11 protein-coding genes and 1 pseudogene are annotated in these 15835 nt (G+C 68.4%); 7 read left to right on the top strand and 5 right to left on the bottom strand.

Annotated features, from left to right (window positions below; translation table 11 throughout):
* Positions 1-232: pseudogene (locus tag ACTHJF_RS17210) on the top strand (XAC0095 family protein); the annotation flags it as partial.
* A 47-nt stretch (positions 233-279) separates the two neighbouring features.
* Here the strand turns inward: ACTHJF_RS17210 and ACTHJF_RS17215 are convergent.
* Complete coding sequence (locus ACTHJF_RS17215) at positions 280-1428, bottom strand: acyltransferase family protein (RefSeq protein ID WP_440268197.1); 1149 nt, start codon at positions 1426-1428, stop codon at positions 280-282.
* Positions 1425-3653: an alpha-N-acetylglucosaminidase gene (locus ACTHJF_RS17220; protein ID WP_440268198.1), complete on the bottom strand. Its 2229-nt coding sequence runs from the start codon at positions 3651-3653 to the stop codon at positions 1425-1427. The genes ACTHJF_RS17215 and ACTHJF_RS17220 overlap by 4 nt, the downstream gene beginning before the upstream one ends.
* 653 nt (positions 3654-4306) lie before the next feature.
* Here ACTHJF_RS17220 and ACTHJF_RS17225 point away from each other — a divergent pair.
* The 5 genes from ACTHJF_RS17225 (at position 4307) to ACTHJF_RS17245 (ending at position 8971) form a co-directional block, all read left to right on the top strand.
* Positions 4307-4855 carry a transcriptional regulator gene (locus ACTHJF_RS17225; RefSeq protein ID WP_440268199.1) on the top strand — a complete coding sequence of 183 codons (549 nt, stop codon included), beginning with the start codon at positions 4307-4309 and terminating at the stop codon, positions 4853-4855.
* Positions 4856-5177: 322 nt separating this feature from the next.
* A complete protein-coding gene (locus ACTHJF_RS17230) occupies positions 5178-5573 on the top strand; it encodes a response regulator (RefSeq protein WP_440268200.1) in 396 nt (131 codons plus the stop codon).
* Positions 5574-5673: 100 nt separating this feature from the next.
* On the top strand, positions 5674-7086 hold the full coding sequence (locus ACTHJF_RS17235) for a cryptochrome/photolyase family protein (protein WP_440268201.1): 1413 nt from the start codon (positions 5674-5676) through the stop codon (positions 7084-7086).
* A gap of 188 nt (positions 7087-7274) precedes the next feature.
* Positions 7275-7664 carry a helix-turn-helix domain-containing protein gene (locus ACTHJF_RS17240; protein WP_440268202.1) on the top strand — a complete coding sequence of 130 codons (390 nt, stop codon included), beginning with the start codon at positions 7275-7277 and terminating at the stop codon, positions 7662-7664.
* Complete coding sequence (locus ACTHJF_RS17245; RefSeq protein ID WP_440268203.1) at positions 7661-8971, top strand: type II toxin-antitoxin system HipA family toxin; 1311 nt, start codon at positions 7661-7663, stop codon at positions 8969-8971. Before ACTHJF_RS17240 ends, ACTHJF_RS17245 begins: the two co-directional genes overlap by 4 nt.
* 12 nt (positions 8972-8983) lie before the next feature.
* Here the strand turns inward: ACTHJF_RS17245 and ACTHJF_RS17250 are convergent, their stop codons facing one another.
* Genes ACTHJF_RS17250 through ACTHJF_RS17260 form a run of 3 tightly spaced genes read right to left on the bottom strand, consistent with a single transcriptional unit; the run spans position 8984 to position 13118 of the window.
* Entirely contained in the window at positions 8984-10168 is a 1185-nt protein-coding gene (locus ACTHJF_RS17250; protein ID WP_440268204.1) for a cation:proton antiporter, read from the bottom strand.
* Between the two features lie 56 nt (positions 10169-10224).
* A complete protein-coding gene (gene nhaD, locus ACTHJF_RS17255) occupies positions 10225-11616 on the bottom strand; it encodes a sodium:proton antiporter NhaD (protein WP_440268205.1) in 1392 nt (463 codons plus the stop codon).
* Between the two features lie 47 nt (positions 11617-11663).
* On the bottom strand, positions 11664-13118 hold the full coding sequence (locus ACTHJF_RS17260) for an MFS transporter (RefSeq protein WP_440268206.1): 1455 nt from the start codon (positions 13116-13118) through the stop codon (positions 11664-11666).
* 156 nt (positions 13119-13274) lie between these two features.
* On the opposite strand from ACTHJF_RS17260, the gene ligA reads away from it, so the two are divergent.
* Positions 13275-15653 (top strand): NAD-dependent DNA ligase LigA, encoded by a 2379-nt coding sequence (ligA, locus tag ACTHJF_RS17265; protein ID WP_440268207.1) that lies wholly within the window; start codon positions 13275-13277, stop codon positions 15651-15653.
* Positions 15654-15835: the final 182 nt, after the last annotated feature.

Here is a 15835-nt window from a genome sequence, read left to right on the forward strand (position 1 = left end):
TCACGCTGAGCTTTCGGAAGCCACGCTTACGGTGATGGGCGACGCCATCTACCGCGATGTGGACGCGCTGCGAGACATTCTCCGCGAGATCGATGGCCCACAGCGGCTGGAGCCGCCGCTCGTGGTGAAACCCGGCGTACGCGAGGAGGAAGCCACCTACCTCGCACTGCCCACGCAAATGCCCATGAGCAACACCTCACACGTGGTGCGCGAGCACCCGACGTACCAGTAGCTGGATCGGCGCGGAGGGAGCGGCAACGGCCGTTTTCCTCCGCGCCATTACACCTTGAGGAAGATCCCCCGGCGGTACAGCACATAGGTGGGCACCCAGCACACCGCCAGGTAGAGCAGCGCGTAGGTGAGCGCCATGAAGCCATTCTGGCCCAGCGTGGTCTCGAAGGCGGTGCCGATGACGTCGGCCACGGGGCGGCCGTCGGCGAGATGGATGTTCCACAGGCCGGCTGCCAGCAGCTCGGAGAGCATGTAGGCGAAGATGGCGTTGGTGCCGAGCACGCGCAGCGGCATCTGCCAGGCGGGCGGGCGCCGACTCGGACCGGCCGGTTTGGCGATGTCCACCGCCCACAGGAAGAACGCCAGCAGCAGCACGCTCCAGCCGCCGGCGAACAGCACGTAGGCGCTGGTCCATAGCTTCTTGTTGATCGGGAAGCCGAGGTTCCACAGCGCGCCGAGCGCCACGCAGGCGAGCCCGGCCACCAGCAGGCCGCGGACCTTGCGCGGCAGGTCGCGTGTGCTGCGCAGCCACTGGCCGGCGAGGATGCCGATGGCCGTGGTGGCCAGCGCCGGCAGGGTGCTGAGCAGGCCTTCCGGATCGCGGGTGCGCTCGTACAGGTGCGCGGCGCTGAAGAGCTGGCGGTCGAGCCAGGCGGCGAGGTTGGCGTCCGGGTCGAGCAGCGGGATGTCGCGCACCGGCAGGCCCAGCCCGGGCACCGGCACGAAGCGTATCAGCCACCAGTAGCCGAGCAGCGCCGCGACGATCACGCCCAGCCACACCCGCCACGACGGCAGCCATAGGTAGAGCGCCGTGGCCAGCAGGTAGCAGGCGGCGATGCGCTGCAGTACCCCGTAGAACCGCATGGTGGCCAGGTCGATATGCGGAAAGCTGTTGACCACCAGGCCGAACACGAACAGCACCCCCGCACGCCACAGCGCGTGGGTGAGCACCGTGCTGCGGGAGTCGCCACGGGCGAAGCGTGCCGCGGTGGAGTAGACGATCGCCACGCCCACCAGGAACAGGAAGGTGGGGAATACCAGGTCGGTGGGGGTGAAGCCGTTCCAGTCGGCGTGCTTGAACGCCCACCAGGCGTGCGGGCCGCCGTTGTTGTTGGCCATGATCATGAAGGCAATGGTCAGGCCGCGCAGCAGGTCGATGGCGCGCAGGCGCGAGGGTGGGGCGATCGGGGTGTTCAAGGGTGGGCCTCGTCGGTGGGGGCAAGCTGCAGTGCGCGGGCAATGGCCAGCGCCTGGGCGTAGGCGTCGCCGTGCGGCTCGGCGGCGTAGCGGGTGTGGCTGTGGTTCCAGCGGTCGCCGAAGGCGTACCAGTCGATCGGCTGCGGTGGCTTGCCGGTATCCAGCGCGCGCTGCAGCGAGGCGAAGAACATCCGCCAGCGCGGCAGGTAGTAGTCGCCCACCAGGCCGGCCCAGTCGCGGTTGGCGTAGTCGCGCAGGCCGCCGTCGACCGCGGCCTTGCGCTCGCCCCAGGTGGTGAGGATGGAGCGCGCGTCGTAGTTCAGCCGGGCCAGCTCACCAGGTGAGGATGCCCACGGCGGCACCCGCGCCAGCCAGGCGCCGAGCAGGAAGTCGCGGTGGGTCTGCAGCAGGGTGTCCTGCATGCGCATGTCGCGCAGCCATTCGGCGGTGAGCGCGGCGAAGCGCGGTTTGTCGCGCGCGGTATAGGCCTGGCCGATCAGCGGCAGCAGCCGGCGGCTCTCGTTGGCCAGCACCTGGCGGGCCACGTCGACGAGGTCGTAGCGGTAGGTGTCGGTGCGGCGCAGCGCCGGGGCCACCTGCAGCAGCTCGGTCAGCGCCGGGGCCAGCTCGGCCGGGTCGTAGCGCGGCCGGTCGGACGACCAGGTGGCGGCGTGGCGGGTGGTGAGCGACGGCTCGGCGGCGAACAGCGAATCGTGCGCGGCATCGCGCTCGCCGCCGCCCGGCGGCGGATCGGCGCGGAAGCCGTAGGCGGTGCGGCGCAGGATCTGCCAGGCGCGTTCGGCGTGCGGGTCGTCGCCGCCGTAGCGGCGCACCGCGTAGTCGCGAGCCCACTGGTCCAGATCCACCGGCGTGGTGTGCCAGGCCATCGAGGTGTACAGCGCGAACGCGAATGGGTTGGTGTCCAGCCCCTCGGTGAACAGGCCGGTGCCGACGATGCGGCTGCCCGGCTGCGCGGCCATCGTGGGCAGGCGCACGGCGTAGTCGTACAGCGGCGCGCCCAGCGTGGTGCGACCGCCGAATTCCCACAGCCCGCCGAACAGCCACGGGATGCCGTGGAACTGGGCGTCGCGGTCGTTGCGGGCGATGCGGCCCTGCTCGATGTCCACAATGAGCATGTGCGCCGGGTCCACCGCGGCCACCAGCTCCGGCAGCGGGTTCTTCTGCCAGGCCATCTGCATCCACAGCGCGTCGGGATGCGCCCGCAGCAGGGCCTGTTGCACGGCCTGGGCCGCCGGCCCCACCGGTACGCCTCCGGCGCCGCCGCCTTCCTGGAAGATCTCCATGTCGTAGATCGGCGCGTCGCCCAGCAGCTCGCGCTCGTGCCGGTAGAACGACGCGGCCAGCTTGGCGAACCAGGGGTCGCGCGGGTCGAGCCAGCCCGGACGGGTGAAGCCGCACCATTCGCCCTGGTCGACCACGTGCGCGCCCGGGTGCCGCCTGGCGAAGTCGGCCGGCACCATGCCGTAGTAGCCCTGCAGCACCGGTGCGATGCCCACGGCGCGCAGCATCGCCACGATGTGCCGGGCCGAGGCGGCGCGCTTGTCCAGCAGCGCGCGCGAGATCGGCCCGTTGAAGCAGCACATGTTGCCCATGAGCTGCCAGTTCTGGTGCGCCGGGCTGGTGATCCAGGCGCGAATCGCGGCGTCGTCGTAGCCGGCGTCGCGGAAGGTGCGGTACAGCACGGTGTCCATGCCGCGCTCCAGCAGCATGGCGTTGGTGCCGTGCAGGGCGAGGATGTCGATCTCGCGCTGCCAGCGCGCCTCGTCCCAGTAGGGCGTGGTGTAGCCGTCGGTGTTCTCGTTCAGCGCGAAGCGCCAGCGGTACCGCGCCGCCTGCTCGATCGGCGCGGGCGGCGCGGGCAACACCAGGCCGGGCGGTCCGAGCTGGCTGCCGTTGGTCGACACCTGCAGGTGCGCCACGGTGGTGAGGTAGTGGTTCACGCCGTAGAGCAGGGTGGGGATGGTGCCACCGCTCACTTCGATGTCGCCGGCGCTGCCGGTGATGCGGAAGTAATCCTTGCCGTCGGGCCGGGGCGCGAGCGTGAGGTGGATCTGCGGCGCCAGGTGGGGCATCAGGCGTTCGAGCACGGCATGCGCGGCCGGCACGCCGGGGGCGGCGAGGGCCAAGCTGTGCCAGAAGCACAACGCCGCGATGGCGAACCAAGCGAGCAGGCGGCGGGGACGTCCGCGGGGCGGGGTGGGCATGGCGGACGTCCTTGGGTGGAGTTGGGCAAAGCGCCGGCGCCGCTGACCAATGGGTTAAACGGGGTGCGGCGCGGCAACGATGAAAACGTTTACATCGACGACTTGGAGTGTCGAGCATCCGCCCGAAAAGATTCAACTGGGCGGTGCCCCGCGAGCCGCCAGCCGCGGGTGCGGCGCCCTCCAGATCGCGGCTTTGGCGCGTGGCGTTCAAGTCGTTTTGCGCGGGGCATCCCGTGGCTTGCGGCGTAGTTCAACGGCGCCACGCAGATCGATCGGCAGCGGCAGTGGAAACGCCGCTTGGGGAGCGACCCGGCGTAGGGAGGAGAAAGGCCTCCAACTCGCGCCGCCCGCGTATGCGCCCTTGAGCGACCCATCGCACACACGTGCGTGGGCACCCCACGTGCCGGCCGGATGCGGACGGAAGAGCGGCCCCGGGCCCACTTCCTCCCCCCTGTTTGAGAAGTGGGATGCACTCCGCAGGCAGCGATCGCCCTCGAGCACTGGCGTAGGTGCGCTGCGCTTCGGTTATGTTATATCGTAACTATTGAAGTGACGGGCCATGGGGCGGTCCGTCGCGCCGCGCGCATCGCCTTGGGGGCGTGGCGACGCCGCGGCTGGCCTGCATCGAATCGAATCCTGCGCGGTAAGCGTCTATGAGTGAATCCCCGTTGCCGACCCATGTTTCTTCGAGCAGTTTTGCCGAGCGCATCCAACTGCTCGCGAAGCATTTCCACGGCGCCACGGAGATCGGTCGTCGATGTGGGTTTAGCGAAAGCCTGGTTCGCAGCTGGCGCGATGGCAAAAGCGACCCGTCGCGCGCCCGTTGTCTCGTATTGGCGCGGGTGTTGGGGGTTTCGCTGGTCTGGCTGATGACGGGTGAGGGCGCGATGTGGGCCGGCGACGCCATCGACGACGTGGGCGAGACGCCCGGGGTCGACGCGGGTGCGCATGCGCCCGGCCCGCTGGACATCGGCGCGGGTGCAACGCCTTCGTCGCCCTCCTTCGATGCGAAGCGCACGTCGATCGCGTTATGCCTACTCGGCGGTGTTGTCGAGTTGTCGTCGAACGGATGTCTCCCCGGCGATTTGTCCGGGATGCTGGAACGCGTGTACGACATGCTGGGGCCAAGCGGGCGGGTCATCGACGCGACGGCGATGACGGAGTTCTTGCGTCTCCTGGCGTCCCGGCCTGTTTCCGGCTGAGCTGTCATCTCCCAGAAAGATGAGCTGCCCAAGCTGTGCGCTCCTTGGGCGGACTTTTCGACATGCGGATCGAAGCGGTGATCGATGCGGTGGGGCTGGCGGCGACGCTGGTGCTGGTGGCCGTGCTGCTGCTTTGGCTCGCCAGCTCGACCGGCGGCTATCTGGCCTGAATGCCGTCATCGGTCGGCGTTCCTCCTTCGCCGTGATCCGAACCGGCTAGGATTTTTTCCTAAGGTGGAAACGGACTCTTCCGCGCGACCGGCGCGCAGGTAGACTGTGGGGCTAACACCGCATCTGCTGTAGGTGCGGGCTGGGGGAAGAAATGAGCACCACCCGGGTGGTCCTGATCGTCGACGACGATCCTGCCGTACTTGAGACCATGCGCATCCTGCTGGAAGGCAAGGAAGGCTTTGAGGTGTTCTGTGCGCTCGGCTCGCACGGGGCGCGGCACGTGATGTCGCAGCTGGGGCGGCTGGATGTGCTGATCGCCGACGTCATCCTCGCTGGCGAGGCCACGGGTGTGGACATCTGCCATGAGGCGATGACGCGCTACCCCGAGGTGGCACTGGTAGTGATCTCGGCCGACCCCCGTGTGGAAGCGACGCTAATTCCGGAAAGCAGCGTGTTCCTGCGCAAGCCGTTCGGCGGCTACGAGTTGCTGATCGCGATGGACAGCGCGGCCCACCTCGCCCAGGAGCGTCAGTCCCAGACGGGCTGATCCGGCGCCGGTACGGCGGCACCGCGTGGGCGGTGCGCCGCCATGCATCTGCATCACCGGGCTCCACGTACCCTGTGGCTATTCCCGCACCGGACGCCCCATGTCTCTTGCCATCGTCTGGCTGCGCCGCGACCTGCGGCTGGCCGACAACCCCGCCTTGCATGCCGCCTGCGCCGCGCACGAGCGCGTGTTGCCGGTGTACATCCACGCGCCGCGGGAAGACCGCGACTGGGCGCCTGGCGCGGCCAGTCGCTGGTGGCTGCATCATTCGCTTGAGGCCCTGCGCGCCTCGCTGCACACCCACCACGCCGAGTTGCATCTGCGTGCCGGCGACAGCCTTGGCGAGCTCTCCGCACTGATCGAGGCGACCGGCGCCGAGGCGGTGTACTGGAACCGCCTGTACGAGCCGGCCGCCATCGCGCGCGACACGCACATCAAGCAGGCGCTGCGCGAGCAGGGCGTGGCCGCGCACAGCTTCAACGCGGCGCTGTGGCGCGAGCCGTGGCAGGTGGAAACCAAGACGGGCGATCCGTACCGGGTGTTCACGCCGTTCTGGCGCAACCTGCGCACGCTGATCGACGACGCAGAGCCGCTGCCGGTGCCGCGGCCCTTGCGCGGAGCAACGGCCAAGGGCGGCGTATCGCTGGAGTCGCTGGAATTGCTGCCGCGCATCCGCTGGGATGCCGGCATGGCCAAGGCGTGGACGCCCGGCGAGCGTGGCGCGCAGGAACTGCTGGAGCTGTTTGCCGACGACGCGGTGAACGACTACGCCGAAGGCCGCGACATCCCCTCGCGTCACGGCACCTCGCGGCTGTCGCCGCACCTGCACTTCGGCGAGATCTCGCCGCGCCAGGCACAGGCCGGCCTGCACGCGTTGCTGGCCAGGCGCGGCGGCAAGCGGCCGGACGTGGAGCCGTTTCTGCGCGAGCTGGGCTGGCGCGAGTTCGCCCATCACCTGATGTTCCACTTCCCCGAAACGCACACGGCCAACTTCAACCCGAAGTTCGACGGCTTCCCCTGGGCCAAAGCGGACGACACGCTGATCGAGCGCTGGCAGCGCGGCCGCACCGGCATCCCGCTGGTGGATGCGGGCATGCGCGAGCTGTGGCACACCGGCTGGATGCACAACCGCGTGCGCATGGTGGTGGCCAGCTTTCTCACCAAGAACCTGCGCCAGCACTGGCACCACGGCGCGCGCTGGTTCTGGGACACGCTGGTAGACGCCGACCTGCCCAACAACTCGCTGGGCTGGCAGTGGGTCGCCGGCTGTGGCGCCGACGCCGCGCCGTATTTCCGCGTGTTCAACCCGGTCAGCCAGTCGCAGAAGTTCGACGCCAAGGGCGAGTACCTGGCGCGCTGGATTCCCGAACTGGCCAACGCCGTGCCGGCCCTGCGGCATGAGCCGTGGAAGGATCCGTCGCTGCTGCGCAAGTCCGGCTATCCGGCGCCGATGGTGGATCTGGGTGAATCGCGGGCGGCGGCGCTGGGCGCTTACCAGGCGGTGAAGGGCTGAGCGGATCGCTTCGCGTTCGATCCGGCGAGGTGTGAATCGGCTAGCCGCTGCCGGCGTCGGCGGCCGCTGGTTGATCGAAAGTCGCGGCCTTGGCACCTGAATGCCTGCGGTAAAACACCTCTCAAAGGCTCTCTTGAGATACCTTAATTAAGGTATGATAAGAGGCACTTTACTGGCGGTGGACCTCCATGAGGGATCTGAGCGATCTGATGGCGCAGCATCGGCCGGACGTGCCGACCATGGACAATTTTCCGCTGGAAGTGGGCCGGCGATTGCGCCTTCAGCGCATCGCCTTCAAGTGGCGCCAGGCTGATCTGGCCGCGCGCGCAGGAGTGTCAGTGCAGACCATCAAGGCCGTCGAAAAGGGCCAGGCGGTCTCTTCGTGGAATCTCCTGCGCATTCTCCTGGCGCTGAACCAAGGCGTCGACTTTCTGAGCATGCTGGCCGCTCCGAATTTCCCGAATCTGAAGGCCCACGAGCAGTACGTCCAGTTGACCGGCGCCAAGGAACCGAATGTGCTGAGGCGGCGTGTGCGCTCGACGCCTGCAACCGCGAAGAAAAAGTCGGAGAAGGCATGACTATCTCTGCGGCGTGGCTCCATGCCCCGATCCACCAGGTGGAAGTGTCGACATCGCACTTGGGTGCGCCCGTTCCGGTGGGCCGCCTGAACTACGAGCGCGCCAACGCTGTGGCGTACTTCGAGTGGAGCGAGGAGGCCCGAGCGCAGCGCCTGGATCTTTCCCCGTTGCGCCTGCCCACGGACATGGGCGTCTGGTCCAGCCGCCAGGAGCAGGGGCTGCCGCCGGAGTACCTCGGCTTGCCCGGTTTTCTCAACGATGCGCTACCCGATGGCTGGGGCCTGTACCTCATGGACAAGGCGCTTGCACGGGCGGGGATTCCTCCGGAGCTGATCACGCCCGCCGCGCGCCTGGCGTTCCTGGGCGATCGCGCGTGGGGCTCGCTGTCGTTTCAGCCGGTGATTGGGGACGACCTCGAGCAGGTCATGTCGCTCGACGCGCTGGGCAGGGACATGCAGCACTTGATCGAAGGCCACATCGACGCGGTGTCCGACGAGCTCTTGCAGGCTGGCAGCTCTCCCCAGGGCGCACGTCCCAAGGTCATGGTGGATTGCGACGAGCACTTTCGCTACGCCAAGGTGACCGCTGGCGCGCCAGCGGAGGGGGACCGATCCTGGCTGATCAAGTTTGCCGGCCGCGATGAGCCCCACGATGCGCCGCTGCTGGAGCAGGCCTACATGCAGAGCGCCCGCGACGCAGGGTTGCGAGTGATGGACAGCGTGATCCTGACGATACGAGGCAAGCCGGCTTTTGCGACCGAACGCTTCGACCGCTCGCCGGTCGGCAGCGTGTTCACGCATACGCTGGGCGGTCTCCTGCATTTTTCCCATCGCGCGATCGGCCTGGACTACGCCAACCTGGCGCAGGCGATGGACGCGCTGCAGGTGCCCCCCGATGCGTACGCGGAGGCCTATGCACGCGCGGTTTTCAATGTGGCGATGAGCGTGCGCGACGATCACGCCAAGAACTTCGCTTTCGTGAAAGGGCCGGACGGTCGCTGGGATATGTCTCCCGCGTACGACCTGACGTATATGTCCGGGCCCGGCGGCTATCACACGATGACTTTCGCCGGTGGTGCATCGCCGGACCCGACCCGGCAGGATCTGTTGAAGTTGGCGCCGTACTACCACCTGACCGAAACGCAGGCGCGACCGATCATCCAGACGATGGCCGAGGTGGCGCGCAAGGTGGTGCCCATGGCCCAGGAGATGGGTGTGAGCAAAGCAACCCTGGCGCCGATCGCGCAACGACTGGAAGCGATCAACCGATCGATCGCGCCTCGAGCGAGCCGGGCCAGACGACCGTAGTGTCGGAGCGTCTTAGGCGCTGGGGGCCGTCGGCGCCCGCTTGAGCAGCATCGCCAGCACCGGCGGCGTGACCATCGCGGTGAGCAGCGACATCGCCACGATGATGGCGTAGACGCGTTCGTTGAACACGCCGGCGGCCAGGCCCAGTGCGGCGATCACCACGCCCACCTCGCCGCGCGGCACCATACCGAAGCCCACGATGGCGGCGCTGCGCTTGCCCAGCGAGAGCGCGCCGAGGAAGCCGCCGGCGAGCTTGGAGACGATGGCGATCACGGTGACGATGGCCAGCATCACCAGCGCATCGACGCTGGCCAGTTCGGACAGGCTCACCTTGGCGCCGGTGATGACGAAGAAGAACGGCGTGAGGAAGGAGAGCAGGGGCAGGGTCTTGTGCTCGAGGTCTTCGCGCTGACGGGTTTCAGAGGCGATCATGCCGGCGAGGAAGGCGCCGATGATGGCGGCCAGGCCGAAGCGCGTGGACAGCCACGCCAGGCCCAGGCAGATCGCCAGCACCAGGGTCAGCGGCGAGTGCGGGCTGATCGGTTTTTCCAGCCAGCCGGAACCGCGGCGCATCACCTTGGTGCCGCCCCAGCCGATGATCGCCACGAAGCCGATGGCGCCGGCCAGGGTGAGCAGCAGCGACTGCAGATTCAATTCACCGCCGCCCTGCAACGAGGACACCACGCCGAGCAGCAGCATGGCGAGGATGTCGTCGATCACCGCCGCGCCCAGGATCACCCGGCTCTCCACCCGCGACAGCACGCCCAGTTCCTGCAGCACGCGCGCGGTGATGCCGGCCGAGGTGGCGACGAAGGCGGCGGCCACGAACAGCGACTTGATCCAGTCGAAGCCTTCGCCGTGCGCCCACAGTGCGCCGAGGCCGAACGGCAGGATCACGCCGAGCACGCCGACCAGGAACGCGCTCTTGCCGACCTTCTTCAGATCGTCGAGGCGGGTTTCCAGGCCCACCGAGAACAGCAGCAGCACCACGCCGATCTCGGCCAGCACATCCAGCGGCGTGCCGGGCAGGATCTGCTCGGGCGTGAGCCAGCCCAGTGCGGAGGGCCCGACCACGCAGCCGGCGGCGATCTCGCCGACCACGCCGGGCAGTTTCAGCCGCTGCGCGATCTCCGCGCCGATCTGCGCGGCAATGAAGATCACGAACAGCGTCAGCAGGATGTCGGCGGCGTGGTGCATGCGTCGGTCGCTCCCTCGGTGTGGCCGACCATGCTACATGGCGGGCGGGTCGATCATCAGCCGTGGAACACGTGGCTTGCCAGCCACAGGTGCAGCACGATGCTGGCGACGTAGCCCAGCGCGATCGCCCAGGTCCAGCGCAGGTGGCTCATGAAGGTGTATTGCCCGCGCGACGCGCCCATCAGCGCCACCCCCGCGGCCGAGCCGACTGAAAGCAAGCTGCCGCCGACACCGGCAGTGAGGGTGATCAGTAGCCACTGCGCCTCGTCCATCGGCGGGTTCATCTTGAGCACCGCGAACATGATCGGGATGTTGTCCACCACCGCCGAGGTAACGCCCATGATGGCGTTGGCCAGGGTGTAGCCGAGGTTGCCGTAGAGCTGGTGCGAGGCCAGCTCCAGGTAGCCCAGCGCGGCCAGGCCGCCGACGCAGGCGAACACGCCGTAGAAGAACAGCAGGGTGTCCCACTCGGCGTTGGCGATGATGCGGAAGATGGAGTAGGTCTGTGGCTCCTCGCCCTGCGCCAGCGCGTAGCGGCGCTGGTGCCGATCGATGCGCGTGGCTACCAGGTTGAGAAACGCCAGGCCGGTGAGCATGCCGTAGGCCGCCGGCATGCCCAGCCACTGGCGACCGACCACGGTGACAGCGATGGTCAGCGCAAAGGTGAGGCAGATGCCGATGGCGCCGGGCTTGAGGTGGCTCACGCCGGCGCCGCACTCCGGTTGCCCCTTGGGCAGTGCGAACGCCATCAGGATCGCCGGCAACAGCCAGTTCACCAGCGACGGCGCGAACAACCGGAAGAAATCGAAGAAGCCGCTCTTGCCGGCCTGCCACACCATCAGCGTGGTGATGTCGCCGAACGCGCTCCAGGCGCCGCCGGCATTGGCCGCCACCACCAGGTTGATCATCGCCAGCGCAATGAAGCGCCGGTTGCCGCCGGCTACCGCGAGCACCACGGCGGACATCACCAGCGCGGTGGTGAGGTTGTCCAGCACCGGCGAGAGGAAGAACGCAATCAGTCCGGTGATCCAGAACAGCGAGCGGTAACCGAAGCCGCGGCGGATCAGCGTGTCGCGTAGCGCCTCGAACACGTTGCGCTCGCCCATCGCGGTGACGTAGGTCATCGCCACCACCAGGAAGAAGAAGATCTCCGCGTATTCGAGAAACATGCTTTCGAACGCGGTGGCCGCCGGTGACACCACGTTGCCCGGTTCGCCGGTGGCCCACGCCAGCATGCCCCAGATCAACGCCGCGGCCAGCATCACCGGCTTGGATTTGGCGATATGCAGGCGCTCCTCGAAGATCACCGCCACGTACGCGAGCACGAACAGCGCCAGCGCGATCCAGCCCACCGGATGGGCGGTGAGGCGGAAGTTCACCTCCTGGGCCTCGGCGGCCGCGGCCGGAGCGCTGGCGAGCAGGGCGGCAAGGGCGAGGGTCCAGCGCATGCGGGGTCCTTGGAATCGTCCAGTGGGACCGGGCAGGGTAGCAGCCGTTACGAAGCCGCTGCACGCACCGCGCCGGGATGGTCCGGTCGCAGCCGCAGGAAGATCGTCGCAGCCAGTGCGGTGACTGCCGCCAGCACCAGCACGGTGATGTGGAACGCCGCCACGTAGGCGTGCGCCGCGTGCACCTCGCGCCCCACGAAGATCTCCATCAGCAGCGAGGCGAAGGCGATGCCGAAGCTGATCGACAGGTACTGCGTGGTGGAGGCCATCGACGAGGCCATCGAGGCGTGGCGGATGTCCACGTCGGTGTAGGCCAGCGTGTTCATGCTGGTGTACTGCAGCCCGGTGAAGCCGCCATAGACGTACACCAGCATGGCGATGAGCCAGGTCGGCGTGCTGCCGTCGACCAGCGAAAACAGCGCCAGCATCACCGCCACGGCCGTGGTGTTCGCGATCAACAGGCGCCGATAGCCCAGCCGCAGCAGCAGCCGGTTCACTACCCATTTGGAGCTGATCGAGCCCAGTGCCTGCGGCACCATCATCAGGCCCGCCATGGTGGGTGACCAGCCGCAGCCCACCTGCAGAAACAGCACCAGCAGCAGGAACATGCCGCCGATGCCCAGCCGCGTGAACAGGTTGCCCACCAGCGCCACCGACAGGCTGCGCACGCGCAGCAGGGTGAGGTCGGCCACGGGGTATGTGGTGCGCCGGCTGTGCCACACGTAGAGCGCGCCCAGCACGATGGCCAGCGCACTGCTGCCGGCCACCAGCGACCAGTGATGCACTTCGGCGCCGGCCTGCTCGGACGCGGTGAGCAGCAGGGCCGAGGCGGCCGCAAACAGCAGAAAGCCGCTGACGTCGAACGGCCGCGCCTGCTCCAGCCGGTAGTCCGGCATGTCGCGCTGGTTCATCCACAGCCCGGCCAGGCCCACCGGTACGTTGATCAGGAAGATCAGCCGCCAACTGGTGAACTCCACCAGCAGGCCGCCCAGCAGCGGCCCCAGCACCGAGCCGAGCAGGCCGAAGGTGGCCACCGTGCTCATCGCGTGCACGTACTCGCGCTTGTCGATCGTGCGCACCAGCACGTAGCGCCCCACCGGCATCAGCGAGGCGCCGCCGATGCCCTGCAGCACGCGCGCCACCACCAGTTCCGGCAGCGTCTGCGCCACGCCGCACAGCAGCGAGCCCACGCCGAACGTGGCGATGGCCGCGGCGAACACGCGCCGCGTACCGAAGCGGTCGCACAGCCAGGGGCTGGCCGGGATCAGGATCGCCAGCGTCAACACGTAACTGGTGAGCGCGCTGCGCATGCCCAGCGGCGTGACCTCCAGCGCGGTGGCCATCGCCGGCACGGCGGTGTTGACGATGGTGGAATCGAGCGCCTGCATGAAGAACGCCGCGGCCACCAACCACAGCAGGCCGCGATAGCTGGCGTGCGAGGAGGCGGCGGCGACGTCGTCGGCCGCGGGAACCGCTGCCGGCAGGGAAGGGGGAGGAGACATCGCCGTGCATGATACCTGCGCTGGCAGGTATCGATGCTGAAGACAGGGGCGGACGGGTCAGTACGGCTTCACGCGAAGGGGTGTTGCTCACGTGGGAAGCGCGCACGGGTTCGCTAAACTGATCCGTCCGAGGAGCCGCCGCATGAACCTTTCCGCATGACCCGCCACCCCGACGCCGCCGCGCATGCCGCCACCCTGCGCGAACAGATCGAGCAGGCCAATTACCAGTACCACGTGCTGGACGAGCCGACGATTCCCGACGCCGAATACGATCGCCTGATGCGCGAGCTCGAGGCGCTGGAGGCGAAACACCCCGAGTTGGCCAGGCCCGATTCGCCCACCCGCAAGGTTGGTGCGCGCGCCACCGGCGGCTTTGCCGAAGTGCGCCACGCCATCCCGATGCTGTCGCTGGGCAACGCCTTCAGCGAGGAGGGCGAGACCGACCGCGAGCGCTTCAGCGAGGTGGCCGAATTCGAGCGGCGCATCGAACAGACGCTGGATCGCCGCGCGCCGGTGTTTTCGGTGGAGCCCAAGCTCGATGGTCTGGCAATCAGCCTGCGCTACGAGCACGGCGTGTTCGTGCAGGGCGCCACCCGCGGCGACGGCGAAACCGGTGAGGACGTCACCGCCAACCTGCGCACGGTGCGCGCGATCCCGCTGCGGCTGCGCGGCAAAGGCTGGCCCGAGGTGCTGGAAGTGCGCGGCGAGGTGGTGATGCTGCGCAAGGATTTCGAAGCGTTCAACGAGCACGCCCGCACCCACGGCGAAAAGACCCTGGCCAACCCGCGCAACGGCGCAGCCGGCTCGCTGCGCCAGCTCGACCCGGCGATCACCGCCAAGCGCAAGCTGAGCTTCTTCGCCTATGCGGTGGGCGTGGTGGAGGGCGGCGAGCTGCCGGCTACGCATTCGCAGACGCTGAAGAAGCTGCGCGAATGGGGCTTCCCGGTATCGCCGGAGGTTTCCACCGCCAAGGGCTTCGATGGCCTGATCGCCTACTACCGCGCGATCGGCGCCAAGCGCGATGCGCTGCCGTACGACATCGATGGCGTGGTCTACAAGCTGGACGACTACGACGGCCAGCGCACCATGGGCTTCGTCTCGCGCGCGCCGCGCTGGGCGATCGCGCACAAGTTCCCGGCGCAGGAGCAGATGACGCGCCTGCTGGATATCGAGATCCAGATCGGCCGCACCGGCGCCGCCACGCCGCGCGCGCGGATGGAGCCGGTGCAGGTGGCCGGCGTCACCGTGACCTACGCCACGCTGCACAACGCCGACCAGGTGGCGCGGCTCGATGTGCGCGTGGGCGACACGGTGATCGTGCGCCGCGCCGGCGACGTGATTCCCGAGGTGGTGCGGGTAGTCGAGGAACAGCGCCCGCCACACACGGTGCCCTGGCACATGCCCACGCGCTGCCCGATCTGCAACTCGGCGCTGGTGCGCGAGGAGGGCGCTGCGGTGTGGCGCTGCTCCGGCGGCCTGATCTGCGCGGCGCAGCGCAAGGAAGCCCTGATCCACTTCGCCTCGCGTCGCGCGATGGACATTGACGGCCTGGGCGAGCGCTACGTGGATGCGCTGGTCGAGTTCGACATGGTCAAGACGCCGGCCGATCTCTACGCGCTGACGGTGGATGATTTCGTCGCGATGAAGCAGCGCGCCGACGAGCGTGACGGCACCGTGCCGGAGACCGTCAAGCAGGGCAAGGTGGCCACCAAGTGGGCCGAGAACCTGGTCGAGGCGATCGACGCCAGCCGCACCACCACGCTGGCGCGCTTCCTGTTTGCGCTGGGCATCATGCATATCGGCGAAAGCACGGCGAAGACGCTGGCCGCCTGGCTGGGGCGCCTGGAATTCGTGCGCAGCATGCCGGCGCCGGTCCTGCGCGTGCTGCCGGATATCGGCGCCGAGGTGGCCGGTTCCATTGCCGCCTTCTTCGCGCAGCCGGGCAACCAGGCGGTGGTCGATGCGCTGCTGGCCGCCGGCGTGCATTTCACCGACGAGGGCGATCCCTCGCCGAAGCTGCGCGAGCGCCTGGACTTCGCCGTGTTGCTGGACATGGCCAACGTCTCCAAGCTCGGGCCGAAGAGCACCCAGTTGCTGGCCCAGCACTACCCGACGCTCGCCGCCCTGACGCGCGCCGGCGCCGCGCACTGGATCGTCGCCGGCGTACCGCAGGCCGCCGCCACCAACCTGGAAGCGATGCTCGCCGACGAAGACCAGCATCGCGAACTGCTCCACACCGAGCAGGCGATGCACCAACTGCTCGCCGCGCTGCCCGCCGCCGCATCGGCCGAAGCCGCACCACTGGACGGCCAGACTTTCGTGCTCACCGGCACGCTGCAGTCGCTGAGCCGCGATGAAGCGAAGGACCGACTCGAGGCGCTCGGCGCCAAGGTCTCCGGCTCGGTCTCGAAGAAGACCAGCGTAGTGGTGGCGGGCGAGGCGGCCGGTTCCAAACTGGACAAGGCCAACGAGCTCGGCGTGCCGGTGTGGGACGAGTCGCAGTTGCTGGCGCTGCTGGCCGAGCATGAGGGGTGACGTCATGAGCGAAAAGCACCCCCTCACCCCAGCCCTCTCCCCCGGCTGCGCCAGGGGAGAGGGAGTCATGGCGTGCGAGCTTTGCGCTCCATCTCCCCGGCCGCAGCCGGGGGAGAGGGCTGGGGTGAGGGGGGCTCTTTGATCCATGGAACGCGCCAAGACACTCCGCCATAACCAGACCG

It is taken from the genome of Dyella sp. (assembly GCF_051962475.1).
Taxonomy (GTDB): domain Bacteria; phylum Pseudomonadota; class Gammaproteobacteria; order Xanthomonadales; family Rhodanobacteraceae; genus Dyella_A.